Below are 22,906 nucleotides of genomic sequence, written 5' to 3'. Positions count from 1 at the left end.
CGCCCTGGGCAGGGTTGTCGTCCGAGGGGTGTGAAGCGGGAGGTGGGCCGTGTCGCGGCTGCTGGTGGTGCAGAACGGTCCGGACGGCGGACCGGGCCGGTTCGGTGACTGGCTGGTCTCGGACGGGCTGTCACTGGACGTGGTCCACGCGTACGCCGGTGCACCGCTGCCCCGGCACCTGGCGCACACGGGCGTCATGGTGCTCGGCGGCGGTTACCTGCCCGACGACGACGTCCGCGCGCCCTGGCTCGCGGCCACCCGCGCGCTGGTCGCCGAGGCCCTGGAACGGGACGCGCCCGTATTCGGGATCTGCCTCGGCGGGCAGCTCCTCGCCCACGTCGCGGGAGGCACGGTCCGGGGCGCGCACGGCGAGCCGGAGTTCGGCAGCACCCCGCTCGGTCTGCGGCCCGAGGCCGGGGGCGATCCGCTCTTCGGCGGGCTGCCGGAGCGGGTGACGGCGGTCGAGCACCACGTGGACGCCGTCACCGCCCTGCCGCCGGGCGCCACCTGGCTGGTGGAGGGCGAGCGATGCCCTTACCAGGCGTTCCGGGTGGGCGCGCGGGCGTGGGGCGTGCAGTTCCACCCCGAGGCGGGCGCGGACCGGATCCGGTCCTGGGATCCGGATCGGATACGGACCAGGGGCATGGACCCGGACGAACTCTCCCGCCGGGCGGAACGCGACGAGCCCGCGGCCGAAGCGGTCTGGCGCGAGGTCGCCCGGCGCTTCGCCGCGGTGGTCGGGAGGGTCAGCCGGAGAAGGCACCGCGGTCGGTGAAGGCGAGTTCGGCGAAGCGCGCGCCCATGCGGCGGTGGGTGGCGGCGTCCGGATGGACGTTGTCGGGCAGGGGCAGCTCGGCCGCGTCGGCCTCGCCGTAGAGGTCCCGGCCGTCGAGGTGGTGCAGGTTCGGGTCCTCGGCCGCCCGCTGTGCCACGATGCGGGCCAGCTCGTCGCGAATGACGTTCAGGGTCAGCTTTCCGCTCGCGCGTTCCGCCGGGTCGCCGGTGGCCACGAAGCGCGGTCGTCCCTCCGCCGGCCCGGTGAAGTCGGGAGCGAGGGGGCCGGGGGTGTCCTCGTGGACCGGGCACAGGATGGGCGAGACGACCAGCAGCGGCACGGTGGGGTGGCCCTCGCGAATGGTGTCGAGGAAACCGTGCACGGCGGGGCCGAAGGCCCGCAGGCGCATGACGTCGGCGTTGACCACGTTGATACCGATCTTGACGCTGATCAGGTCGGCTGGGGTGTCGCGCATGGCCCGCGCGGTGAACGGGTCGAGCAGGGCGCTGCCGGCCAGGCCCAGGTTGACGAGTTCGACACCGCCGAGGGAGGCGGCGAGCGCGGGCCAGGTGGTGGTGGGGCTCGCGGCGTCGGAGCCGTGGCTGATCGAGCTGCCGTGGTGCAGCCAGATCCTGCGGCCCGGATCCGGGGCCGGCTCGACGGGGGCGTCGGTGCGCAGGGCGACGAGTTCGGTGGTCTCGTTGTGCGGCAGCCAGATCTCGATGTCCTTGCTGCCGTCGGGCAGGTCCGTGAAACGGAGGGTGCCGGCGGGGCCGGGTTCGACACTCGCCGTGCCGGTGGTCATGTCGATGGTCAGGGTGTTGCCGCCCGCGACGCTGCCCCGGCCCGCCGGCCGGCCGTCGACGAGCAGGTCGTAGACGCCGTCCGGACGCGGCGGGGCGCCGACGTAGACGCGCTTGGTGGGCAGGGTGTCCAGTTCGAGGGCCGTGGCCCGGGTACGCAGGGCCAGCCGTACGCCGGAGGGCTGGGACTCGGCCATGGCGAGCTGCCCGTCGGTGTTCTGGGCGCGGGCCCGGGCGGGCAGCCGGTGCGGCAGCAGCCCCCGCTCGGTGCGCTCGAGGTCGAGGGCGCCGCGCAGGAGGTCCCGGGTGATCGGCGTGGTGATCCAGTCGTCGGTGGTGCGCATGTCGTCTCCGGCTGTTGTGGTGTCGTGGTCCGTGGGGCAGGGAGGCTCAGGCCGCGGGCCAGTTGCGCAGCAGGGCGTCGAGGGCGTCCACGATCCGGGTCCAGGTCTCCTGGGTGTCGGGGGCGCTGTGGCTGAAGCCGCCGCCCAACTCCAGGCTGACGTAGCCGTGGAAGACGCTGCCGAGGAGTCGGACGGCGTGGGTCTGGTCGGGTTCCGCCAGGTCGTAGCCGCGCAGGACGGCCCGGGTCATCTGTGCGTGGCGGACGCCCGCGCTGGCCGCCGCGGTCTCCGGGTCGAGCCGCAGTTGGGCCGCGGCGTAGCGGCCGGGGTGCTCCCGGGCGTAGTCGCGGTAGACGTTCGCGAAGGCCGCGAGGGCGTCCTTGCCGGCCCGTCCGGCCAGCGCCGTGGCGGCCCGGTCGGCCAGTTCGGCGAGGGCCAGCAGGGCGATCCGGGTCTTGAGGTCCTGGGAGTTCCTCACGTGCGAGTACAGACTCGCGACCTTGACGTCGAAGTGTCTGGCCAGCGCGGAGACCGTCACCTGGTCGAAGCCGACCTCGTCGGCCAGTTCCGCGCCCGCCCGGACCAGTCGGTCCGTGGTCAGCCCCACCCGCACCATAATCAACCTCTCGTTCGCCTGAACCTATTATGCACTTGCCTAAACCTTGTAGGCAACTTAGCCTGCGTTATATGAAACCCCTGACCGACAAAGAGATTCGTGCCGCCTTCGTGAACTGCACCAAGGGCGCCGCCAAGCGCCTGACCGTGCCCCACGACCTGGCCGACCGGCCGTGGGACGACCTGGACTACTTCGGCTGGCGGGATGCCCAGGCGCCGGACCGCGCCTACCTCGTGACCGAGCTGGGCGGCCGCCCGACGGCACTCGCGCTGCGCTCCTCCACCACCGCCTCCTGGCAGACGCGCCGCAGCATGTGCTCGATGTGTCTGACCACCCATTCCGGCGGCGTCTGCCTGATGGTCGCGCCGAAGGCGGGCAAGGCCGGGCAACAGGGCAACTCGGTGGGCGCCTACATATGCAGCGACCTGGCCTGCTCGCTGTACGTGCGGGGCAAGCGGGAGACGGGCGCCGGCGCGCGACTGCACGAGACGATCACGCTCGAGGAGAAGATCCGGCGGACCGTGGCGAACCTCGCGGCGTTCGTCGAGAAAGTGATCGCCTGACGGGCGCCGCTTCGACGCACGGCCGGCCGACGACCGCGGCCCGGACCCGGCCTCCCCGTGGCACGGGTGACATCGATCAACGGGATGGTGCCACGGTGTGGACGTGTGTGTGCCGAGCTGGTCCGCAGCGGGTCCGCCGGCGGCAGGGGGCGACGTCCGCCGGTCCGCGGGAAGGTACCTTCTGGCCATGCACACCGTCGCCGTTCTCGCGCTGGACCAGGTGATCCCGTTCGACCTGTCCACCCCGATCGAAGTCTTCGAACGCACCCGGCTGCCCGACGGACGCCCCGGTTACCAGATCCGCGTGTGCGCCGAGCAGCCAGAGATCGACGCGGGCGCGTTCACGCTGCGCGCACCATGGGGGCTGGACGGGCTCCGGGACGCGGACACCATCATCGTGCCCGGTACGGCCGCGGCCTCGGCGCCGCTCTCCCCCGCCGTCCGCGACGCGCTGCGCACGGCCGCCGCGCACGGCACACGCATCGCGTCCATCTGCGCGGGCACCTTCCCGCTGGCCGCCACCGGACTGCTCGACGGCCTGCGGGCCACCACCCACTGGGTCGCCGCCGACCTGCTGGCCGCCGCCCACCCGAAGGTCGAGGTAGACCCCGACGTCCTGTACGTCGACAACGGGCAGATCCTCACCTCGGCCGGCGCCGCCGCGGGGCTGGACCTGTGCCTGCACATGATCCGCCGCGACTACGGCTCGGCGGTCGCCGCCCACGCCGCCCGGCTCTCGGTCATGCCCCTGGAACGCGAAGGCGGCCAGGCCCAGTTCATCGTCCACGACCACACCCCCGCACCCGGGGGCTCCGCGATGGAGCCACTGCTCACCTGGCTGCGGGAGAACCTCGCCCGCGACCTCACCCTCTCCGACATCGCCGGCCACGCCGGGATGAGCACCCGTACGCTGATACGCCGCTTCCGGGAACAGACCGGCGCCACCCCCCTGCAGTGGCTCCACCGGGCCCGCATCCGTCAGGCGCAGCATCTGCTGGAGACCACCCAGCACTCGGTGGAACGCATCGCCTCCCAGGTGGGCTTCGGCTCACCGACCGCCTTCCGTGACCGCTTCAAGCGCACCACCGGAGTCAGTCCGCACGCCTACCGGCGCACGTTCGGCGACCGCCACCGGCCGGGCGCGGCCCACGGGCGGGACGCCCGGGTGAGTGCCGGCCGGGTCGCGGGGCGGCCGGTGTGAGCGCGGACAGGAGGCATGGGCGCGGGTGACGAGGGGACTCCGACGACATGTCCCAGCCTCACCTGGTCACGTTCGGGCACGGCACCGCGGGCCGCACGGCGCTGGCCGGACTGCTGCGGGGTGCCGATGTCACCGCCGTGGTCGATGTCAGGACGGCCCCCGGCAGCCGCCGCGACCCCGACCTGCTGCGGGACCGGCTCGCCGGGTGGATGCCCGAGGAGGGCCTCGCCTACCGGTGGGAGCGGCGCCTGGGCGGCTTCCGCACGCCGGCGCCGGACTCGCCCGACGTCGTCTGGCGCAACACCTCGTTCCGCGGGTACGCCGGTCACACCCGCTCCCCGGACTTCGTCACCGCCATGGACGAGCTGCTGGACCGGACGGCGCGGGAACGCACCGCGGTGATGTGCGGCGAGGCCGTCTGGTGGCGGTGCCACCGACGCCTCATCGCCGACTTCGCCGTCCTGGCCCGGGACACCCCCGTGGACCACCTCATGCACGACGGCCGCCTGACGGCCCACTCCCCCACCCCGGGAGCGCGACTGCGGGCGGACGGTCTCCTCGTCTACGACGACGAGGAGGCGGCGGCGAGGGCGGCCGGGCCAGAGCCTGGACGGTCGTAGCGGCGGGGCGGTCGTACTGGCCGGAGCGGGGGCCGAGGTGGAGGTGGAGGAACATGCAGGGCAAGGGCGGTCGCCGTCGGGAGAAGGGCGACCACGAGGAGTCGGTCGAGTCCGTCCTCGACGAGCTCTACGCGACGCCGCCGTCCGACTTCGTCTCCCGCCGTGAGGAACACGCCGCGGCCGCCAGAACCACCGGCCGCAAGGAGGACGCGCGCCGTATCCACGCCGCCCGCCGGCCCACGACGGCGGCCTGGGCGGCGAACCTGCTGAGACGCTGCCAGCCGGAGGAGAGCAGGCGGTTCCTGGAGCTGGGACAGGCACTGCGCGAGGCACACCGCACCCTGGACGCGAACGGCCTCAAGGAGCTCTCCGCGCAACGCCGGCACATCGTCTCCGCCCTGTCCCGGGAGGCGGCCCAGCTCTCCCGCGAGGCCGGGCACCAGCTGTCGCAAGCGGCGCGGCGGGAGGTCGAGTCGACCCTGCGCGCGGTCCTCGCGGACCCGGCAGCCGCCGACCGGTGGGCCGGCGGACGCCTGGAGAGCTCCCTCACCCCGCCGTTCGCGTTCCCGGCGGACACGGCCCCGGAGGCCGCACCCGCGCCGCGCGAGCGGCCCCGGTCGGACACTCGCCGTCGCGCACCCGCCGGCCCGGCGAAGGACGAACTCGCCGAGCGGCGCCGCAAGCGGCGGGAGGAACTCGCCCGGGCGGAACGGGCCGCGGAGAAGGCCGCGCGGCAACTCGGCGACACACGCGCGGAAGTGGCCGACGCCGACGCGTCACTGCGGCGGGCCGGCGAGGCACACGACCGGGCACGCGAGGAAGTGTCCGCCGCGGAGCGACGGCTGGGGCGGGCACACCAGGAACTCGACCGGGCCGGACGGGAGCGGCGGGAAGCCGAGGAACGGAGGCATGCGGCCGCGGACGCGCTGGCCCGGGCCGAGCGGGAGGCACGTGAGGCCGCGCACGAGGTGGACCGGTTGGCCGGCCGGGCCAGGCAGTCCGGCCCACCCGACTGAGTACTCCTACTCATGAGATGCGTCCCCCCGCCGGGGGAGGCTTGCCGTACCAGCCACCGATGGGGAGCCAACCATGCGTACCAACGCCCGAGTTCACCGCCCGACACCCGGGAGCCCTCACCGCACGACGCGGTCGGCCCTGGGCCTCGCCCTGGCCTGCGTGACCGCCGCCGCGGTCCTGACCGGCTGCTCCATGCGGGAGGCGAGCTGCGGCGGCGGCGAGTATCCGGTCATGACCATCGGCGGCACCGGCAGCGCGTGCGTCCCCGAGGGCGAGGAACCGCCCGAGGGTTACACCCGCTACCCCGAGGGCAAGGTCCCCGAGCATGTCGGCGACAAGTGGGACACCTACTGGCAGACGCACACCGTCGACAAGGACGGCAACATCGTCGAGGTTCCCGACGGCGGGTGAGTGCCGGACGTCCGCGCACCGAACAGGCGCACGAGCAACCCGCGGCACATACCACGTTGGCGGCCATACGTGGTATACCGGCCCGGCAGCAAACACGGGAACAACAGGCGCCGTCCGTCCGTACTATCTGTGTGTCAGCGCAGTCGGCGGCAGTCTCCGGTTCTCCGCTGCCGGGCGCCGATCGGCATGGTCCCCATGTCCCGCGCCCGATGTCCCGCCGTTCCTCACGAGCCTTCACGGCCGCGAATCGAGGAGAGTCATCACCATGTCCGAGAGCACGACGCAGGCCGCCACCCAACTGGCATCGCAGTACAGCCTCCAGGTCACCGACGACCTGGAGCGCAACGTCAAGGAGCAGGAACGCATCAGCGCGGAGATCACCGCTCTCCAGCAGCAGCTGGCGGCACTGCAGCACGACCACGCCCTGCTGGTGAACATGCAGCAGGCGCTGGGCATCACCTCCCCGACGGGCCAGGCCGCGACCGCTGCGGAGCCCGCCGCCGCGACCGACGCGGCCGTCGTGCCCGCACCACGGGACAGTGCCGCCACGGAGCCGGCCACCGGAAAGCGGACCCGGAACAGGAAGGCCGCCACCACTTCCAAGCGCGCCGCCGCCCCGAAGCCGGGTGCCAAGCCGGCCCCGAAGAGCAGCGCCGCGCCTGCCGCCAAGCCGGCCGCCAAGCCGTCCACCAAGGCCGCCAAGAAGCCCGCGGCGAAGAAGACTCCGACGCAGGCCGCCGACCGGCCCACGCTGGTGGAACTGGTGCGCAACCACCTCGTCGAACAGAGTGAGCCGCGCTCCGCGGCCGAGGTCACCACGGCGCTCGGTCAGGCCAACTCCGGACGCACCATCAAGACCACGGTCGTCCGCACCACCCTCGAGGGGCTCGTCGCCAAGAACCAGGCCCAGCGCTCCAAGCAGGGCACCTCGGTCTACTACACCGCCACCGAAGCACCGGAGGCGAAGCAGAAGCACAAGCAGGACGCGGGAACGGAGAAGCCGTCCGCGCAGAGCGACAACTGACGGCGGGCGCACCCGGCGCCGACGCACGGTCACATCGTCCTCCCTCGTCCTGACGCGGCGCGCGGCCGGGGGGAAACGGGGTGAGGATCGGTGGATGGGTGTTGTCCTGCCGGTGCTCTTCGCACTCCTCGCCGCGTTCAGCAACGCGCTGGCCACGGTGCTCCAGCGGCGTGCCGCGCTGAGCGTGCCGCAGACCCAGGGCTTCCGCCCGGGGCTCGTGCTCGACCTGCTGCGGCGGCCGGTCTGGATCGGCGGCATGCTGGCCGTCGTCGTGGCCGGGGTGGGGCAGGCGGTGGCTCTCGCGACCGGGCCGCTGTCACTCGTACAGCCCTTGTTCGTGCTGGAGCTTCCGCTGGCCCTGCTGCTGGCCTCCCTGATGACGGGCCGCCACATGACCCCCGTCATGTGGCTCGCCGTGGGCGGGGTGGTCGTCGGGCTCGGTCTCGCTCTGGCGGCGGCCGCACCGGGCGGCGGCGAGGCCGACGTCCCCCTGGACCGCTGGGTACCCGCGCTGGCGGCCTGCGCCGGAGCGGCCGTACTGCTGGCAGCGGCCGGCCTCAAGCGCCCCGTCGGCAAGGCCCGCGCCGGTTGTCTCGGTGCGGCCACAGCGGTGTGCTACGCCCTGACCGCCGCCCTGATGAAGGACTCCATGCGCGTCCTGGACACCGGCGGCGTGGCCGGCTTCCTGACCACCTGGCAGACGTACGGCTTCGCCGCGGCCGGGGTGGGTGCCGTGCTGCTGCTGGAGCACGCCATGCAGGGCGGCCCCCTCGTCGCCTCCCAGCCCGCCCTCACCCTCGGGGACGCCGCGGTGAGTCTCCTGCTCGGTGTCGTCCTCTACCGCGAGGACGTGCGCGCCGGCTGGTGGGTCGTGCCGCAGTCGCTCGGCGTCGCCCTGATCGTCATGGGCGTGCTCACGCTCGCCCGGCGCGGCATCGACCTGCGCACCGGGCGGTGAGCGCGGGGCGCGGCGGGTGGCGAAGCTCGCCACGCTGATCCTGGCCGCGAGTGCCGTCGCCGGCACCGCGGGCGCGGACGCGACCGGAGGAACGGCGGACGCGACCGGAGAGACCGGCGGGTGCCCGCGGGGGCGAGAGCGGACAAGATGCCCGAAGCCACCTTGTGATGCACAGTGGTCGCAATCGCTCGGCAATCCAGAGGGACGGCATGTCACAGGCCGCTGCTTCCGACACCGACGGGGGGTCCCCGCCGGTCGCCAAGCTGCCCCTGTTCACGCTGACGGCCATGGTCGTCGGGTCGATGGTGGGCGCCGGGGTGTTCTCCCTGCCGGGGCGGTTCGCCGAGGAGACCGGCGTCGCGGGGGCGCTGATCGCCTGGACGATCGCCGGCACGGGCATGCTGATGCTGGCCTTCGTCTTCCAGTCCCTCGCCGTACGCCGGCCCGACCTCGACGCCGGTGTCTACGCCTACGCCAAGGCCGGTTTCGGCGAGTACCTGGGCTTCTTCGCCGCCTTCGGCTACTGGGCCAGCACCTGCGTGGGCAACGTGACCTACTGGGTCCTCATCATGTCGACCGTCGGCTCGATCTGGCCGGCTCTCGGCGACGGGGACACCGCCCTCGCGGTCGTCCTGTCCTCGATCGGGCTGTGGGCGTTCTTCTGGATGATCCGGCGGGGTGTGAAGGAAGCGACCGCCATCAACAAGGTCGTCACGGTGGCCAAGCTCGTGCCCATCGTCTTCTTCGTCATCCTGGCCCTGGTGTACTTCCGGCCGAGCGTGTTCGCCGACAACTTCGGCGGCACTGACTACGCCGGTTCCCTCTTCTCACAGGTGCGCGGCACCATGCTGGCGACGGTGTTCGTCTTCCTCGGCGTGGAGGGCGCCAGCGTCTACTCGCGGCACGCCAAGCGCCGGTCCGACGTGGGCAGGGCGACCGTGCTCGGCTTCCTCAGCGTGTTCGCCGTCTTCGCGTCGGTGACCATCGTGTCGTACGGCATCATGCCGATGGACGAGATCGCCGGCCTGCGCCAGCCGTCCATGGCGGGGGTCCTGGAGGCGGCCGTCGGTACGTGGGGCAGGGTGTTCATCAGCGTCGGTCTCATCGTGTCGGTGCTGGGTGCCTACCTGGCGTGGACCCTGATGGCGGCGGAGGTGCTCTTCGTCGCGGCCAAGGACGACGACATGCCGCGCTTCCTGCGCCGTGCCAACGCCGTCGACGTGCCCGTGCCGGCGCTGCTGATGACCTCGCTGCTCACCCAGGCGATGCTGGTCGCCACCAGCTTCTCGGACGACGCCTTCGACTTCGCGCTCAACCTGACCGGCGCCCTCTCGCTGATCCCGTATCTGCTCGCGGCGGGCTTCGCGGTGCGGATCGGCGCCCGCGCCGGCCCGCTCACGGTGGGCGGGCGGACCTCCCGGCGCGAGTTGGCCGTCGGCGTCGTCGCCACGCTGTACACCGCGTTCCTGCTGTACGCGGCCGGACTCAAGTTCCTGCTGGTCTCCTTCATCCTCTACGCCCCGGCGACCGCCCTGTTCGTGATGGCCCGCCGAGAGCAGGGCCGGCGGCTGTTCTCACCCGGGGAACTCGTCGTGCTGGCCGTCTCCGTGGTCGGGGCGGTGCTCGGCGTCGTGGCCCTGGCGGCCGGGTGGATCAGCCTGTGAGCCGCGTCCCCGTCGTCTCCCCACCTCGTCCCGCATCCTTCAAGGAGGCCGTGTGAACAGCAACGAAGGCGCCGCGATGCCCGCGCTCGGCGTCCACTCCGAGGTCGGCCGGCTGCGCAAGGTCCTGGTCTGTTCCCCCGGTCTCGCGCACCGGCGGCTCACCCCGACCAACTCCGACGACCTGCTCTTCGACGACGTGATGTGGGTGGAGAACGCCCAGCGCGACCATGCCGCGTTCGTCGGCGAACTGCGCCGGCGCGGGGTGGAGGTGGTGGAACTGCACGACCTGCTGGCGCAGATCATGGCGATCCCGGAGGCGAAGGCGTGGCTCCTGGACCGGAAGATCACCGCCAACCAGGTCGGCATCGGCCTCATCGACGCGACCCGCGCCTATCTGGAGACGCTGTCACCCAGGGAACTGGCCGAGTACCTCGTCGGCGGGCTCGCCACCAGCGACCTGCCCGAGGACTTCCGCTCCCCCCACCTCACACTGGCCCGCGAATCCACCGGCGCGCGCGAGTACCTGATGCCGCCCCTGCCCAACACGCTCTACACCCGCGACACCACTTGCTGGCTGTACGGCGGGCTCACCCTCAACCCGCTGTACTGGCCGGCGCGGCACGACGAGACACTGCTGATGAAGGCGGTCTACACCTTCCACCCCGACTTCAAGGGTTCGACCGTGTGGTGGGGCGACCCCGAACTCGACTGGGGCCAGGCCACCTTCGAGGGCGGCGACGTCATGCCGGTGGGCAACGGCGTCGTCCTCATGGGCATGAGCGAGCGCACCTCGCGGCAGGCCGTCACCCAGGTGGCCGCCGCGCTGTTCCGCAACGGCGCGGCGCGGCACGTCGTCGTCGCCGGGATGCCGAAGCTGCGGTCCGCCATGCACCTGGACACGGTCTTCACCTTCGCCGACCGCGACGTGGTCACCCTCTACCCCCGGATCATGGACGGGGTGCACACCTTCTCCCTGCGCCCCGGCGACCGGGCGCCCGGCTTCGAGATCGTCGACGAGGGCACCACGCCCTTCGTCGACGTCGTCGCCAAGGCGCTGGGGCTGTCCTCGCTGCGGGTGGTGGAGACGGGCGGCGACGCCTACGCCTCCGAACGCCAGCAGTGGGACAGCGGCAACAACGCCGTCGCCGTGGAACCCGGCGTGGTGTTCACCTACGACCGCAACACCCTCACCAACGCCCTGCTGCGCGAGGCCCGCGTCGAGGTCGTCACCATCGTGGGCGCGGAACTGGGCCGGGGCCGCGGCGGAGGGCACTGCATGACGTGCCCGCTGGTGCGGGACCCCGTCGACTTCTGACCGTCCGGCGTGGCGCCCCGCGAGCGGCGCGCCACGCCTCACCGGCAGAACCCGTACGCCTGCTCCAGCCACCGGTGCAGTGCCGTGTGCACGCTGCCGGGGAGTTCGCGTGCCGCGGTCCTCCGCTTGATGGGTCGCCGTTCTCGACGGCATGAGACACCGGGGCGGCGACGGTGGCTGCGCCCGGGCCCGACGGTCACACGGTGGATGCGACCGGAGCACGCGCTGCTCCGTACGAGTGGTGCGTTTCGGGACCCGGCCGTACGGTCGGTACGGGGAGATGCGGAGACAGGCGACCCCGAGACAGCCGGGAGCGGACATGGGCAGGAACCGGATGAGGGCAGCGGTCACGCTCTGTGCCGCCGCCGCGCTCGCAGCATCCCTCGGCACGGCCTCCGCCGCACCACCGGCGGAACAGACGGCACGGACACAGCAGACGCGGGACCCCGTGCTGGTGGACTGCTCCTCGCGGCCGGAGGTACGTCCGGAGGCCTTCCTGCTCGCCTGCGGCGACGGCAACAGCCGCCTGGTCTCGCTGCGCTGGCTGCGCTGGGACGCCGACGCCGCGGTGGGCCGGGGCACCAACGCCATCAACGACTGCGAGCCCTACTGCGCGGCGGGCACGTTCCACTCGTATCCCGTGACCGTCCGGCTCGACCAGCCGCGGGCCTGGGAGAAGGACCCGGGCGAGCGGCACTACACCCGGATGACGCTGACCTACACCGACGGCAGGCCGGAGGGGTTCCCCCGCGTGGTGACCTACCCCCTGTGGGCCTGACGGTCCGGGCAGGTCAGTCCGGGAGCGCCAGCCGACAGGTGTCGCCCGGCTGGAGGCGCACCGCACGGTCCGGCAGCCGCACGTCGAACGGCAGGCTACCGGACTCCGGCACGGCGATCTCCAGGCTGCCGTGCTCCGGACGCAGTCGTACGCCCCAGTGGCCCTGGTAGCGGATGGAGAACTCGTACGACGACAGTTCCGGCAGCGGCACCGGGTCCAGCCACAGGGCGCCCGCGCGGGTCTCCAGTCCGGTCAGGCCCCGCTGGACGAGGTCGAGGGTGCCGGCCATGGCGCCGAGGTGGATGCCCTCGCCGGTGGTGCCGCCCTGGAGGTCGGCGACGTCGCCCTTGAGTGCCTCCTGGCAGAACGCCCAGGCCTCGGCGCGGCGGGCCCGGGCCAGGATCCAGCCGTGGACGAGTCCGCTGAGGGTGGAGCCGTGGCTGGTGCGGGCCAGGTAGTAGTCGACGGTGCGCTGCCAGGTCGCCTCGTCCAGGCGGTACCCCAGCCGTTCGAAGAGCGAGCGCAGTTCGGCCGGGGAGAAGAGGTAGCCCAGCATCAGTACGTCGGCCTGCTTGGACGCCTGGTAGTTGTTGACGCTGTCGTCCTCGGCCTCCAGGACGCGGTCGAGGCGCCTGATGTCGCCGTGCCGTTCGCGAAGGCCTTCCCAGTCGAGTTCGGCGAGGTCGCCGTAGCCGTCGAACTGGCTGACGACGCCCTCGTGGAAGGGGACGTGGAGGGTGCGGGAGACGTCCTCCCACTGTTCCAGTTCGCCGTCGTCCAGGGCGGTGCGCTCGACGAGTTCGCGGCGGCGGGGCTCGGGCAGGTCCGCCAGGACCTCCAGGGTGCGGGTCAGGACCCAGGCGGCGGTGACATTGGTGTACGCGTTGTCGTCGAGGCCCGGTTCCAGGGCGCCGGGGTAGGCCTCGTGGTACTCGTCCGGGCCGACCACGCCCCGGATGCGGTGCCTCCCCAGGTGCTCGTCCCAGGTGGCGGAGTCCGCCCAGAAGCGCGCGATCTGCAGCAGCATCTCGGCACCCTTGGTGTGCAGGAACTCCTCGTCGCCGCTCGCCTCGCAGTACTGCCACACGTTGTACGCGATCGCCGATCCCACATGGTGCTGGAGGTGCGAGTGGTCCGGCAGCCAGCGGCCCGAACGCGGGTTGAGATGCAGTTGCTGGGTCTCCTCGCGTCCGTCGCTGCCGCTCTGCCACGGGTACAGGGCGCCGCGCCTGCCGATCGCGCGGGCCGCGGCGCGGGCCCGTTCCAGGCGGCGGTGCCGGTAGTGGAGCAGGGACCGGGACACCTCGGGGAAGTGCAGGTTGAGGTAGGGCAGAACGAACAGCTCGTCCCAGAAGACGTGCCCCCGGTACGCCTCGCCGTGCAGTCCGCGGGCCGGTACGCCCACGTCGAGGTCGGCGGTGTGCGGGGAGAGGGTCTGCAGCACGTGGAAGAGGTGCAGGCGCAGGATGCTGCCCGCCTCGCCGGGTACGTCGAGTTCGGCGCGGCGCCACAGCTGGCCCCAGGCCGTCCGGTGCGTCGCCAGCAGCGCGTCGAAGCCGGGTGCGTCGGTCACCCGGTCGACGGCGGCCTGCAGCGGATCGCTGATCGCCGGGTCCCGTGAGGTGTGCAGGGCCACGATCTTGTCGACGATGACGGTGCGGCCCGGTTTCGCACGCGGGGCCGTGCGCTGGGTGACCCGCAGGTGTTCCCGTGCCGGGCTGACGGGCGCGTCGGCCGTCGTACGGGCCGCCATGCCGACCCGGATGTCCGAGGTGCGGGTGCGGCAGCGCAGCCATACGGTGCCGTCGTCGGCGACGCCGGTGTGCACGTGGGTCAGGTGGCGGCCCTCCAGGTCCCGGTAGCGCGGCACCCCGGAGTTGGTGACGCCGCCGTCGAGGGCCGCCTCCACGTCGAGGTCGGCCGTGCCCGCGTCGACCGTGAACTCCGTGCGCATCGCGGCGAGGTGGGGGTCGGCCATGTGCACCAGACGCAGCTGGCGCACGGACAGCACGCGTCCCTGGCCGATCCCGAAGTGGGTACGGCGCTCCAGCACGCCCGAGTCCAGGTGCACGGTCTGGCGGTGGTCGAGCACCTCGGCGGTGTCCGGCGTGAGCCAGTCCCCGCCTGCGATCCGGAAGCGCAGCGGCAGCCAGTTCGGGAGGTTGACCATGTCCTCGTTCTCCACCTCGCGTCCGGCGACGGTGGAGGTGAGCCGGTTGTAGCAGCCGGCCACGTAGGTGCCCGGGTAGTGCACGTCGTCCGCGACGCACTCGGGCAGCGCTCCCCGGGTGGCGAAGTAGCCGTTGCCGAGTGTGCACAGCGACTCGCGCAGCCGCTCGTCCGCGGGGTCGTAGTGGTCGTAGTCCCAGGTGGAGGGTGTCGCCGTCACCGCGAGCCCTCCCAGGACCAGTCGGCGACCTCGGGCAGGTCCACTCCGTGTTCGCGGATCCAGCCGTGGTGGCGCAGCCTGGTGTCCTCCATCCGCTGCCGTACGGCGGCCGCGCGCACGGCGAGGCCGGGTACGCGGTCGATGACGTCCATGACGAGGCGGTAGCGGTCCATGTCGTTGCCGACCACCATGTCGAAGGGTGTGGTGGTGGTGCCGATCTCCTTGTAGCCGCGCACGTGCAGATGTGCGTGGCCGGTGCGGCGGTAGGCGAGGCGGTGGATCAGCCAGGGGTACCCGTGGTACGCGAAGATGACCGGCTTGTCGGCGGTGAACAGGCCGTCGTACTCGAAGTCGCTCATGCCGTGCGGGTGTTCGCCGCTGGGCAGCAGCCGGGCGATGTCGACGACGTTGACCACGCGTACGGCGAGTCCGGGCAGGTGGTGGCGGATGAGCTGGGCCGCCGCCAGTACCTCCTGGGTCGGGACGTCGCCCGCGCAGGCGAGCACCACGTCGGGTTCGCGGCTGCCGTCCTCGGTGCCGGCCCAGTCCCAGACGCCGGCACCGCGCGCGCAGTGCACCCGCGCCTGTTCGATGGACAGCCAGTCGAAGCAGGGCTGCTTGCCGGCGACGATCACGTTGACGTAGTCGCGGCTGCGCAGGGCGTGGTCGGCGACGGAGAGCAGGGTGTTGGCGTCCGGCGGCAGGTAGACCCGTACGGCCTCGGGGCTCTTGTTGAGGATGTGGTCGACGAAGCCGGGGTCCTGGTGGGAGAAGCCGTTGTGGTCCTGGCGCCACACATGGGAGGTGAGCAGGTAGTTGAGGGAGGCGATGGGGGCGCGCCAGGGCAGGCGGCGGGTCACGCGCAGCCATTTGACGTGCTGGTTGACCATGGAGTCGACGATGTGGACGAACGCCTCGTAGCAGGAGAACAGTCCGTGCCGGCCGGTGAGGAGGTAGCCCTCCAGCCAGCCCTGGCAGGTGTGTTCGGACAGGATCTCCATCACCCGGCCGTGCCGGTCGAGGTCCTCGTCGACGGGCAGGGTCTGCTCCTGCCAGGCCTTTCCGCTGGCGGTGTAGACGGCCTGGAGGCGGTTGGAGGCGGTCTCGTCGGGGCCGACGAGCCGGAAGTCGCGCCGGTCGGCGGTCGCGTCCATGACGTCCCGGAGCAGGTCGCCGAGGACCCGGGTGGGTTCGTGCGTGCTCGTTCCGGGTTCGCCGACGGGGACGGCGTACTTCTCCAGCGGCGGCATGGGGAGCTCGCGCAGCAGCAGTCCGCCGTTGGCGAAGGGGCTGGCGCCCAGCCGGCGGGCGCCCTCGGGGACCGCGGCGAGGACGCCGGGGCGTGGTGCTCCGGTGTCGTCGAACAGTTCCCGGGGCCGGTAGGAGCGCAGCCACTGCTCCAGCTGCCTCAGGTGTTCCGGGTCGGTCCGTACGGCGGGCAGGGGGACCTGGTGGGCGCGCCAGGTGTTCTCCACGGGCAGGCCGTCGACCTCGGCCGGGCCGGTCCAGCCCTTGGGGGTGCGCAGTACGATCACCGGCCAGCGGGGGCGGCCGCCCGCGCCCTCCTCACGGGCGGCACGCTGAATGGCCGCGATGCGGTCCAGGGCGGTGTCCATGGCGTGCGCCATCGCGCGGTGGACGGCGGCCGGCTCGTCACCCGTGACGTGGATCGGGTCGTGGCCGTATCCGCGCAGCAGCTCGTCGAGCTCGGCCTCGGGGAGGCGGGCGAGCACCGTCGGGTTGGCGATCTTGTAGCCGTTGAGATGCAGGATGGGCAGGACGGCGCCGTCGCCCACGGGGTCGAGGAACTTGTTGGAGTGCCAGGACGTCGCCAGCGGGCCGGTCTCCGCCTCGCCGTCGCCGATCACGCAGGCGACCACCAGGCCGGGGTGGTCGAAGGCGGCACCGTAGGCGTGCGCGAGGGAGTAGCCGAGTTCGCCGCCCTCGTGGATGGAGCCCGGTGTCTCGGGCGCGACGTGGCTGGGCACTCCGCCGGGGAAAGAGAACTGCTTGAACAGCCGGGCCATTCCGGTCGCGTCCCGGGTGATGTCCGGATAGGTCTCGGTGTACGAGCCCTCCAGCCACGAGTTGGCCAGTACGGCGGGCCCTCCGTGGCCGGGGCCCCAGATGCACAGGGCCTCGATGTCCCGCGCCTTGATCACCCGGTTGAGGTGGGTGTGCACCAGGTTGAGGCCGGGTGAAGTGCCCCAGTGGCCGAGCAGCCGGGGTTTCACGTGTTCGGGGCGCAGGGGCTCGGTCAGCAGGGGGTTGGCCATCAGGTAGATCTGACCGACGGAGAGGTAGTTCGCGGCGCGCCAGTGGGCGTCCAGGCCGGCGAGCTCCTCGTCCGTGAGCCCGGAGGGCACCTGCTGCGTGTCGGCGGGCATCGGTGGTCCTTTCCGTGTCGGGACAGCGGTCGGGCCGTGTGGGCACCATGCCCCGTGCCCATCCCAACCCCGCGTGGACCGCTCGGGTACCCGACAGGGCCGTTCGGGTCACGTCGGTGTGCGAACGGGCCGGCACCGGAGAGGTGGGCAGCACGGCCGCCACCGGCGCCGACCCCGGTGCCGACCGTGCTGAGGCACCGTGTACCCCAACTCCTTCCGCGCACGCAGGAGTTGTCCAGGACCCGTACCAGCACCGCCCTGCGCGACGGGAGGGGGCATCGGCCCCCATACCCGCCCTTGATACCCCCAGGGGTATTTCTGTTACGGTGGTGGAGGAGAGATACCCCGGGGGGTAATAGGGAAGGAGAGTGCGCCGTGTTCTTTGTCGACGTCCTGGAGACCGAGGGGCTGGGCAACCGCAGCTATCTGGTGGGCGGCGCCCGCTCGGCCGTGGTCGTGGACCCGCCGCGGGACATCGACCGCGTCATCGCCGAGGCCGCCCGGCGCGGGACGCGGATCGCCGCCGTCGCCGAGACCCACGTGCACAACGACTACGTCACCGGCGGCCTGGAGCTCGCCCGCCTCACCGGCGCGCGCTACCTGGTGCCGGCCGGGGCAGAGGTGGCGTACGCGCGCGTGGCGGTGGCGGACGGGGACGTGGAGCCGGTCGACGAGGGGCTGGAGCTGCGCGCGGTGGCCACGCCCGGCCACACCCCGCACCACACCTCGTACGTCCTTCACGAGTCGGGGCGGGCGGTGGCCGCCTTCACCGGCGGCTCGCTGCTGATCGGCGGCGTGGGCCGGCCCGATCTCGTGGAGCCGCGGCTGACCGAGGAGCTGGCCCGCGCCCAGTACGCCTCCGCGCACCGTCTCGCGGACCGGTTGGAGGACCGGGTGGCCGTGCTGCCGACGCACGGCTTCGGGAGCTTCTGCTCCTCCTCCCCGGCCGGCGGCGAGCACAGCACCATAGGTGCCGAGAAGGCGGCCAACCCGGCGCTCCTCCAGGACGTGGACACCTTCGTCGGGGAGCTGCTGGCCGGGCTCGACGACGTTCCCGCCTACTACACGCACATGGGGCCGGTGAACGCGCACGGCCCCGCCCCCGTGGACCTGACCGAGCCCCGGCCCGCCGACGCGCGGGAGATCGCCCGGCGCCTCGCCGCCGGTGAGTGGGTCGTGGATCTGCGCGGCCGGGTGGCCTTCGCCGACGGTCACGTCGCCGGGTCGTTCAACTTCGAGGTCGACGGACGGCTCGCGACCTATCTCGCGTGGATGATCCCGTGGGGCAAGCCGGTGACACTGCTCGCCCACAGTGCCGAAGACCTCGCCCGTGCCCAGCGGGAGCTGGCCCGGGTGGGCATCGACCGGCCGGCCGCGGCGGCGGTCGGCTCCCCGGATGACTGGCTCGTGGACGGGTCCCGGCCGGCCTCGTTCCGGCGTGCCACGTTCGCCGAGCTGGCCACGGCACGACGGGACGGTGCGGACGTGGTGGTGGTCGACGTGCGCCGGGACAGCGAGCGTGTGGACGGCTGGGTCGAGGGCAGCGTGCACCTTCCCGTGCACGAGATCCACCGGCGGCTGGACGAGGTGCCGCCGGGCACCGTGTGGGTGCACTGCGCGGGCGGCATGCGCGCGGCCGTCGCCGCCTCGGTGCTGGACGCCGCCGGACGCGAGGTGGTCGCGGTCGACGACGGCTTCGCGGCGGCGGCCGAGGCCGGCCTCCGGCTCGCCGGGCCCGCGGACGACAGCGCCGCATGACCCCGCTGGTCCTCGCCCTGCTCGCCGGTGCCGTGGCCGGCCTGTCACTGGGCGCGCTGGGAGCGGGCGGCAGCATCCTCACCGTGCCCGCGCTGATCTACCTGCTCGGATACAGTCCGGCCGCGGCGACGACCGCGAGCCTGGTCGTCGTGATCGTCACGTCGGTCACCGCCCTGGTCGCCCATGCCCGGGCCGGAGCGGTGCGCTGGCGGGCCGGGCTGGTGTTCGCGGCGGCGGGTCTGCTGCCCGCCGCCGTGGCCGGCTCCCTGTCCGCGCGAGCCCCCGAGGCGGTGCTGACACTGGTCTTCGCGGCCCTGGCCGCGGTGGCCGGCCTGCACATGCTGCGCCGCCGGGCACCACGCGGGAACGGCACCGTGTCGGGCGTCCGGGCCGCGGGTGCCGGGGCCGGGCTGGGCGCGGTGACCGGGTTCCTCGGGGTCGGCGGCGGCTTCCTGGCGGTGCCCGCGCTGGTGACGGTGCTGGCCGTGCCGATGAGCGCGGCGGTGGGCACCAGTCTGCTGGTCGTCATGGCCAACGCGCTGGTGGCCCTCGCGGCCCGGGCGTACAGCGCCGTGCACCTGGATCTCGCGCTGATCGTGCCGTTCCTGGCCACCGCGGTCCTGGGCGCGTGGGACGGCAGGCGGCTGGCGGCGAAGGTGTCCGCCGGGACGCTGCGGCGCGTCTTCGGCGCCGTACTGCTCGCCGTCGCCATGGCGATGGGCGCCACGGCGGTACTGTGAGCCGCCCGGCGGATCAGGCCAGGGAGAGGAAGAGCTTCTCCAGCCGGGCCCGCATCTGCGCCGAGTCCCGCACCTCGGGGTCGTCGCTGGTCATGCACTGCTGGAGGCCCGTGGCGATGATCGAGAAACCGGCCCGGTCCAGGGCCCGGGAGACGGCGGCGAGCTGGGTGACCACGTCCTCGCAGTCGCGCCCCTCCTCGATCATCCGGATGACTCCCGCGAGCTGCCCCTGAGCCCGCCGCAGCCGGTTGAGCGCCGACTTCAGTTCGTCGGCCGACATGTCGAGTTCCACGCCCACTCCTCCGCACAGCCCCATTGACCTACATACCCCCTCGGGTATCCTACCGCGCGCAGGCGCGGCAACGAGAGAGGTTCCCTTCCGTGATCACCCCCACCGCATCGACCACCACCCTGAGCACCGGCCAGGCCCTGCACCGCATCGGCGAGTTCACCGTCGTCGACGTCCGCTCCCCCGGCGAGTACGCGGGCGGCCACCTCCCCGGCGCGCACAACGTTCCGCTGGAGCGGCTCGACGAGGCCGCCGACGCCCTCGCGGCGGCCGCCGCGCGTGGCCCGCTGCTGCTCGTGTGCGCCTCCGGCAACCGTTCGGCCAAGGGCTGCGCACGGCTGGCGGCGCGTGGCGTGGAGGCGGCCACCCTCGAGGGCGGAACGGGCGCGTGGGCGGCGGCCGGCCACCCGGTCGAGCGTCCGGCCGGGGCCCGGACCCCGTGGCCCATGGACCGGCAGGTGCGCCTCGCCGCCGGGTCGCTCGTCGCCGCGGGCTTTCTCGCGGGCCGGGTCTGGCGTCCCGCGCACTGGCTGTCCGGCGCGATCGGGGCGGGCCTGGTCTTCTCCGGGATGACCGACACCTGCGGCATGGCCGCCGTACTGGCCAGGCTTCCGCACAACCGGCCCGCCGGGGACGCCGTGCCGTTCGAGGAGACGCTGGCGCGACTGGCCGGCTGAGCGGAGCGACCTCGTGGCGCGGGCGCCGATCCCTTCGGGGACCGGCGCCCGCGCCAATTTTGCATGCCGTGCATCTTTGCATACCATGCAATTTATGTCGGAGAAGAGTGCCGCGAGGGGCGGTCTGCGGGAGCGGAAGAAGCGGGCCACGCGTGCCGCTCTCGCCGAGGCCGCGGTGCGTCTCGCCGCCGAGCACGGGGCGGAGAAGGTCACCGTCGAGGCGATCAGCGCCGCGGCGGGGGTGTCGGTGCGCACCTTCTTCAACTACTTCGACACCCGCGAGGACGCCTTCGTGGTCATCGACGCGGACGCGGGTGGCCGCATACGGCGCGCCGTTCTGGACGCGCCGGCCGATCTCTCCCCCCTGGAAGCCCTCCACCGCGCCCTGGCGGCGGAACTCGCCGAGGCCGAGCAGCACCACGAGCTGTGGCGGCTGCACGCGGAAGTGCTGCACGCCTCACCGCACCTCCTGGCGCGCGGCGTCGGAGCGCACATGGCGGCCGAGGCGGACCTGGCCGAAGCCATCGCCGAACGCCTCCGCGGCGCCGCAGGCGACCGGTCCGGGACGCCCGCCGGGTCCGGACCCGGCGAGGAACGGCCCACGGCACCCGGCCTCTACCCGCGGCTGCTGGCCGCCGTGGCGCACGCCGCGGTGCGGACCAGCATGGACCACTGGTCCGCCCACCAGGACGAGGCTGCCTTCCTCGACGTCTTCCACGAGGTGTTCACACTTCTCGCCGCCGGACTTCCGACGCCCACCGCGTGACCACCGCGCGCCGGGCGCCGGCGCGACTTCACCACACCATCACCGAAAGAGATGCCGTGACCGCAGCTCAGGCGCCCGCCGACGCGCCTCCCTCCGCCATGAACCAACGGCAGATACTCCAGGCCATGTCGGGTCTGATGGCGGGCATGTTCGTCGCCATCCTGGCGGGCACCGTCGTGGCCAACGCACTGCCCACGATCATCGCCGACCTGGGCGCCAGCCAGTCCGCCTACACCTGGGTCGTCACCTCCGAACTGCTCGCGATGACCGCGACGGTGCCCCTGTGGGGCAAGCTCTCCGACCTGTTCAACAAGAAGCTGCTGCTCCAGCTCTCGCTGGCCATGTTCGTGGTCGGCTCACTGCTGGCCGGCTTCTCCGAGGGCGTCGGACTGCTGATCTTCAGCCGGGTCGTGCAGGGCATCGGCGCGGGCGGTCTGACCGCCCTCGCTCAGGTCGTGATGGCCTCCGTCATCCCGCCCCGCCAGTTGGGCAGGTACGCCGGCATCTTCGGTGCCGTCTTCGCCGTGGGCACCGTGGCCGGTCCGCTGATCGGCGGGGTCCTGGTGGACACCTCCTGGCTGGGCTGGCGCTGGTGCTTCTTCATCGGCGTGCCGTTCGCGCTGCTCGCCATCGCGCTGCTGCAGCGCACGCTGCGGCTGCCGGTGACGAAGCGCGACGTGCGCATCGACTGGCTCGGCGCGTTCCTGATCGTCGCGGGCGTCTGCGCACTGCTCATCTGGGTCTCGCTGGCCGGCAACGAGTTCGACTGGGCCTCCTGGCAGACCGGTGCGCTCGCGGGCGGTGGCGTGCTGCTGCTGGTCGCCGCGGTCCTCGTCGAGGCCCGTACCCCCGAGCCGGTCATCCCGCTCGGCATCTTCCGCAACCGCACGGTCACGCTGACCACCGTCGCCAGCCTTCTGGTCGGCGTCGCCATGTTCGGCGGGACCGTCTTCCTCTCGCAGTACTTCCAGGTCTCCCTGGGCAAGTCGCCGACCGTCGCGGGGCTGATGAGCCTGCCGATGATCCTCGGCCTGCTGGTGTCGTCCACCGCCGCCGGACAGGTGATCAGCCGGACCGGCAAGTGGAAGCGGTACCTGGTGGCGGGTGCCGTCCTGATGGCCGTCGGCCTCGCGCTGCTGGCCACGATCGACGCGAAGACGCACTTCGGTCTGCTCAGCCTCTACATGGCGATCCTCGGCGTCGGCGTCGGCATGCTGATGCAGAACCTGGTGCTGGCCGCGCAGAACGACGTGCCCGCCGCCGATCTGGGCGCTGCGACCTCGGTGCTGTCCTTCTTCCGCAGCATGGGCGGCACCATCGGCGTCAGCGTCCTCGGCGCGATCCTCGCCAACCGGGTCGCCAGTGAGATGACCAAGGGACTCGGTGACGCGGGTATCACCGTGCCCGGCGGCGAGGGCTCGGGCGAGAGCAGCGTCCCGGACATGTCCACGCTGCCCGGCCCGATGCGGTCCGTCGTCGAGCATGCCTACGGTGTCGCCACGGCCGACCTGTTCCTCATCGCGACACCGTTCGCGCTGCTGGCGCTGGTAGCCGTCGTGTTCCTGAAGGAGAAGCCGCTGAAGACCACCAGCGGTATGGAGCGGCTCGCGGAGGAGGCCGGTGAGGCCTCCTCCGCGCGGGCCGGCAAGGGCCCGGCGGCGCCCGTCGCCTGAGTCGTCCGCCGGCGTACGCGAGCAGCGGGGGGGGGGGGGGGGGGGGGGGGGAGGGGGAGCGGACGCTCTCGAGGTAGTAGACGGGATAGGTATGCCGGAGCGGAAAAAAAGGCGGGCGGCGTAGAAAGGGGGAAGCGG

General features: G+C 72.6%; 21 protein-coding genes. 16 read left to right on the top strand and 5 right to left on the bottom strand.

The window, feature by feature from the left end:
* The first annotated feature begins 49 nt into the window (after positions 1 to 49).
* Positions 50 to 775, top strand: coding sequence for a type 1 glutamine amidotransferase (locus tag ACZ4V1_RS22735; protein WP_468338933.1), 726 nt, complete (start codon positions 50 to 52; stop codon positions 773 to 775).
* Here ACZ4V1_RS22735 and ACZ4V1_RS22730 read toward each other — a convergent pair.
* Both ACZ4V1_RS22730 and ACZ4V1_RS22725 read right to left on the bottom strand, forming a co-directional pair.
* Positions 747 to 1,922: a GDSL-type esterase/lipase family protein gene (locus ACZ4V1_RS22730; protein WP_468338931.1), complete on the bottom strand. Its 1,176-nt coding sequence runs from the start codon at positions 1,920 to 1,922 to the stop codon at positions 747 to 749. The genes ACZ4V1_RS22735 and ACZ4V1_RS22730 overlap by 29 nt on opposite strands.
* A 46-nt stretch (positions 1,923 to 1,968) precedes the next feature.
* Positions 1,969 to 2,538 carry a TetR/AcrR family transcriptional regulator gene (locus tag ACZ4V1_RS22725; RefSeq protein WP_468338929.1) on the bottom strand — a complete coding sequence of 190 codons (570 nt, stop codon included), beginning with the start codon at positions 2,536 to 2,538 and terminating at the stop codon, positions 1,969 to 1,971.
* A gap of 71 nt (positions 2,539 to 2,609) precedes the next feature.
* Here ACZ4V1_RS22725 and ACZ4V1_RS22720 point away from each other — a divergent pair, with 71 nt between their 5' ends.
* The 10 genes from ACZ4V1_RS22720 to ACZ4V1_RS22675 all read left to right on the top strand — a co-directional run bounded on the left by ACZ4V1_RS22720 (position 2,610) and on the right by ACZ4V1_RS22675 (position 12,089).
* The gene (locus tag ACZ4V1_RS22720; protein WP_468338927.1) at positions 2,610 to 3,101 is read left to right on the top strand and encodes an FBP domain-containing protein; all 492 of its coding nucleotides are present in this window, start codon (positions 2,610 to 2,612) and stop codon (positions 3,099 to 3,101) included.
* Between the two features lie 187 nt (positions 3,102 to 3,288).
* The gene (locus ACZ4V1_RS22715; RefSeq protein WP_468338925.1) at positions 3,289 to 4,302 is read left to right on the top strand and encodes a GlxA family transcriptional regulator; all 1,014 of its coding nucleotides are present in this window, start codon (positions 3,289 to 3,291) and stop codon (positions 4,300 to 4,302) included.
* 47 nt (positions 4,303 to 4,349) lie between these two features.
* On the top strand, positions 4,350 to 4,922 hold the full coding sequence (locus ACZ4V1_RS22710; RefSeq protein ID WP_468338923.1) for a DUF488 domain-containing protein: 573 nt from the start codon (positions 4,350 to 4,352) through the stop codon (positions 4,920 to 4,922).
* 53 nt (positions 4,923 to 4,975) lie between these two features.
* Positions 4,976 to 5,938, top strand: coding sequence for a hypothetical protein (locus ACZ4V1_RS22705; RefSeq protein ID WP_468338921.1), 963 nt, complete (start codon positions 4,976 to 4,978; stop codon positions 5,936 to 5,938).
* Between the two features lie 73 nt (positions 5,939 to 6,011).
* Positions 6,012 to 6,350: an SCO0607 family lipoprotein gene (locus tag ACZ4V1_RS22700; RefSeq protein ID WP_468338919.1), complete on the top strand. Its 339-nt coding sequence runs from the start codon at positions 6,012 to 6,014 to the stop codon at positions 6,348 to 6,350.
* 265 nt (positions 6,351 to 6,615) lie between these two features.
* Complete coding sequence (locus ACZ4V1_RS22695) at positions 6,616 to 7,374, top strand: hypothetical protein (RefSeq protein WP_468338917.1); 759 nt, start codon at positions 6,616 to 6,618, stop codon at positions 7,372 to 7,374.
* Positions 7,375 to 7,468: 94 nt separating this feature from the next.
* Positions 7,469 to 8,332, top strand: a complete 864-nt coding sequence (locus ACZ4V1_RS22690) for a DMT family transporter (protein ID WP_468338916.1) — start codon at positions 7,469 to 7,471, stop codon at positions 8,330 to 8,332.
* A 209-nt stretch (positions 8,333 to 8,541) separates the two neighbouring features.
* On the top strand, positions 8,542 to 9,996 hold the full coding sequence (locus tag ACZ4V1_RS22685; RefSeq protein WP_468338914.1) for a basic amino acid/polyamine antiporter: 1,455 nt from the start codon (positions 8,542 to 8,544) through the stop codon (positions 9,994 to 9,996).
* 76 nt (positions 9,997 to 10,072) lie between these two features.
* On the top strand, positions 10,073 to 11,311 hold the full coding sequence (locus ACZ4V1_RS22680) for an arginine deiminase (protein ID WP_468339264.1): 1,239 nt from the start codon (positions 10,073 to 10,075) through the stop codon (positions 11,309 to 11,311).
* Between the two features lie 334 nt (positions 11,312 to 11,645).
* Positions 11,646 to 12,089, top strand: coding sequence for a hypothetical protein (locus ACZ4V1_RS22675; RefSeq protein WP_468338912.1), 444 nt, complete (start codon positions 11,646 to 11,648; stop codon positions 12,087 to 12,089).
* 13 nt (positions 12,090 to 12,102) lie between these two features.
* Here ACZ4V1_RS22675 and ACZ4V1_RS22670 read toward each other — a convergent pair whose 3' ends face one another.
* Positions 12,103 to 14,478 carry a glycoside hydrolase family 65 protein gene (locus ACZ4V1_RS22670; RefSeq protein ID WP_468338910.1) on the bottom strand — a complete coding sequence of 792 codons (2,376 nt, stop codon included), beginning with the start codon at positions 14,476 to 14,478 and terminating at the stop codon, positions 12,103 to 12,105.
* Complete coding sequence (locus ACZ4V1_RS22665) at positions 14,475 to 16,865, bottom strand: phosphoketolase family protein (RefSeq protein WP_468338908.1); 2,391 nt, start codon at positions 16,863 to 16,865, stop codon at positions 14,475 to 14,477. The genes ACZ4V1_RS22670 and ACZ4V1_RS22665 overlap by 4 nt, the downstream gene beginning before the upstream one ends.
* Positions 16,866 to 17,240: 375 nt before the next feature.
* On the opposite strand from ACZ4V1_RS22665, the gene ACZ4V1_RS22660 reads away from it, so the two are divergent.
* On the top strand, positions 17,241 to 18,623 hold the full coding sequence (locus tag ACZ4V1_RS22660; RefSeq protein ID WP_468338906.1) for a rhodanese-like domain-containing protein: 1,383 nt from the start codon (positions 17,241 to 17,243) through the stop codon (positions 18,621 to 18,623).
* Positions 18,620 to 19,363, top strand: coding sequence for a sulfite exporter TauE/SafE family protein (locus ACZ4V1_RS22655; protein ID WP_468338904.1), 744 nt, complete (start codon positions 18,620 to 18,622; stop codon positions 19,361 to 19,363). Before ACZ4V1_RS22660 ends, ACZ4V1_RS22655 begins: the two co-directional genes overlap by 4 nt.
* Before the next feature lie 13 nt (positions 19,364 to 19,376).
* Here the strand turns inward: ACZ4V1_RS22655 and ACZ4V1_RS22650 are convergent, their stop codons facing one another.
* Positions 19,377 to 19,655: a metal-sensitive transcriptional regulator gene (locus ACZ4V1_RS22650; protein ID WP_003978241.1), complete on the bottom strand. Its 279-nt coding sequence runs from the start codon at positions 19,653 to 19,655 to the stop codon at positions 19,377 to 19,379.
* A gap of 89 nt (positions 19,656 to 19,744) precedes the next feature.
* Here ACZ4V1_RS22650 and ACZ4V1_RS22645 point away from each other — a divergent pair, with 89 nt between their 5' ends.
* The 3 genes from ACZ4V1_RS22645 to ACZ4V1_RS22635 all read left to right on the top strand — a co-directional run bounded on the left by ACZ4V1_RS22645 (position 19,745) and on the right by ACZ4V1_RS22635 (position 22,768).
* Positions 19,745 to 20,329 (top strand): rhodanese-like domain-containing protein, encoded by a 585-nt coding sequence (locus ACZ4V1_RS22645; RefSeq protein ID WP_468338901.1) that lies wholly within the window; start codon positions 19,745 to 19,747, stop codon positions 20,327 to 20,329.
* 85 nt (positions 20,330 to 20,414) lie between these two features.
* Positions 20,415 to 21,095 carry a TetR/AcrR family transcriptional regulator gene (locus ACZ4V1_RS22640; RefSeq protein WP_468338899.1) on the top strand — a complete coding sequence of 227 codons (681 nt, stop codon included), beginning with the start codon at positions 20,415 to 20,417 and terminating at the stop codon, positions 21,093 to 21,095.
* Positions 21,096 to 21,193: 98 nt separating this feature from the next.
* A complete protein-coding gene (locus ACZ4V1_RS22635) occupies positions 21,194 to 22,768 on the top strand; it encodes an MDR family MFS transporter (RefSeq protein ID WP_468339262.1) in 1,575 nt (524 codons plus the stop codon).
* Positions 22,769 to 22,906: the final 138 nt, after the last annotated feature.

The organism is Streptomyces sp. NPDC028991, from assembly GCF_055564775.1.
Note: the sequence above shows the minus strand (reverse complement) of the source record. Positions and strands in the feature narration are given on the sequence as shown.

Coding starts and splice junctions, on each gene's coding strand:
- ACZ4V1_RS22655 (WP_468338904.1), top strand. CDS start 18,620: ATGACCCCGCTGGTCCTCGCCCTGCTCGCCGGTGCCGTGGCCGGCCTG.
- ACZ4V1_RS22730 (WP_468338931.1), bottom strand. CDS start 1,922: ATGCGCACCACCGACGACTGGATCACCACGCCGATCACCCGGGACCTC.
- ACZ4V1_RS22635 (WP_468339262.1), top strand. CDS start 21,194: ATGAACCAACGGCAGATACTCCAGGCCATGTCGGGTCTGATGGCGGGC.
- ACZ4V1_RS22720 (WP_468338927.1), top strand. CDS start 2,610: ATGAAACCCCTGACCGACAAAGAGATTCGTGCCGCCTTCGTGAACTGC.
- ACZ4V1_RS22695 (WP_468338917.1), top strand. CDS start 6,616: ATGTCCGAGAGCACGACGCAGGCCGCCACCCAACTGGCATCGCAGTAC.
- ACZ4V1_RS22665 (WP_468338908.1), bottom strand. CDS start 16,865: ATGCCCGCCGACACGCAGCAGGTGCCCTCCGGGCTCACGGACGAGGAG.
- ACZ4V1_RS22715 (WP_468338925.1), top strand. CDS start 3,289: ATGCACACCGTCGCCGTTCTCGCGCTGGACCAGGTGATCCCGTTCGAC.
- ACZ4V1_RS22640 (WP_468338899.1), top strand. CDS start 20,415: ATGCAATTTATGTCGGAGAAGAGTGCCGCGAGGGGCGGTCTGCGGGAG.
- ACZ4V1_RS22680 (WP_468339264.1), top strand. CDS start 10,073: ATGCCCGCGCTCGGCGTCCACTCCGAGGTCGGCCGGCTGCGCAAGGTC.
- ACZ4V1_RS22710 (WP_468338923.1), top strand. CDS start 4,350: ATGTCCCAGCCTCACCTGGTCACGTTCGGGCACGGCACCGCGGGCCGC.
- ACZ4V1_RS22690 (WP_468338916.1), top strand. CDS start 7,469: ATGGGTGTTGTCCTGCCGGTGCTCTTCGCACTCCTCGCCGCGTTCAGC.
- ACZ4V1_RS22685 (WP_468338914.1), top strand. CDS start 8,542: ATGTCACAGGCCGCTGCTTCCGACACCGACGGGGGGTCCCCGCCGGTC.
- ACZ4V1_RS22725 (WP_468338929.1), bottom strand. CDS start 2,538: ATGGTGCGGGTGGGGCTGACCACGGACCGACTGGTCCGGGCGGGCGCG.
- ACZ4V1_RS22700 (WP_468338919.1), top strand. CDS start 6,012: ATGCGTACCAACGCCCGAGTTCACCGCCCGACACCCGGGAGCCCTCAC.
- ACZ4V1_RS22705 (WP_468338921.1), top strand. CDS start 4,976: ATGCAGGGCAAGGGCGGTCGCCGTCGGGAGAAGGGCGACCACGAGGAG.
- ACZ4V1_RS22675 (WP_468338912.1), top strand. CDS start 11,646: ATGAGGGCAGCGGTCACGCTCTGTGCCGCCGCCGCGCTCGCAGCATCC.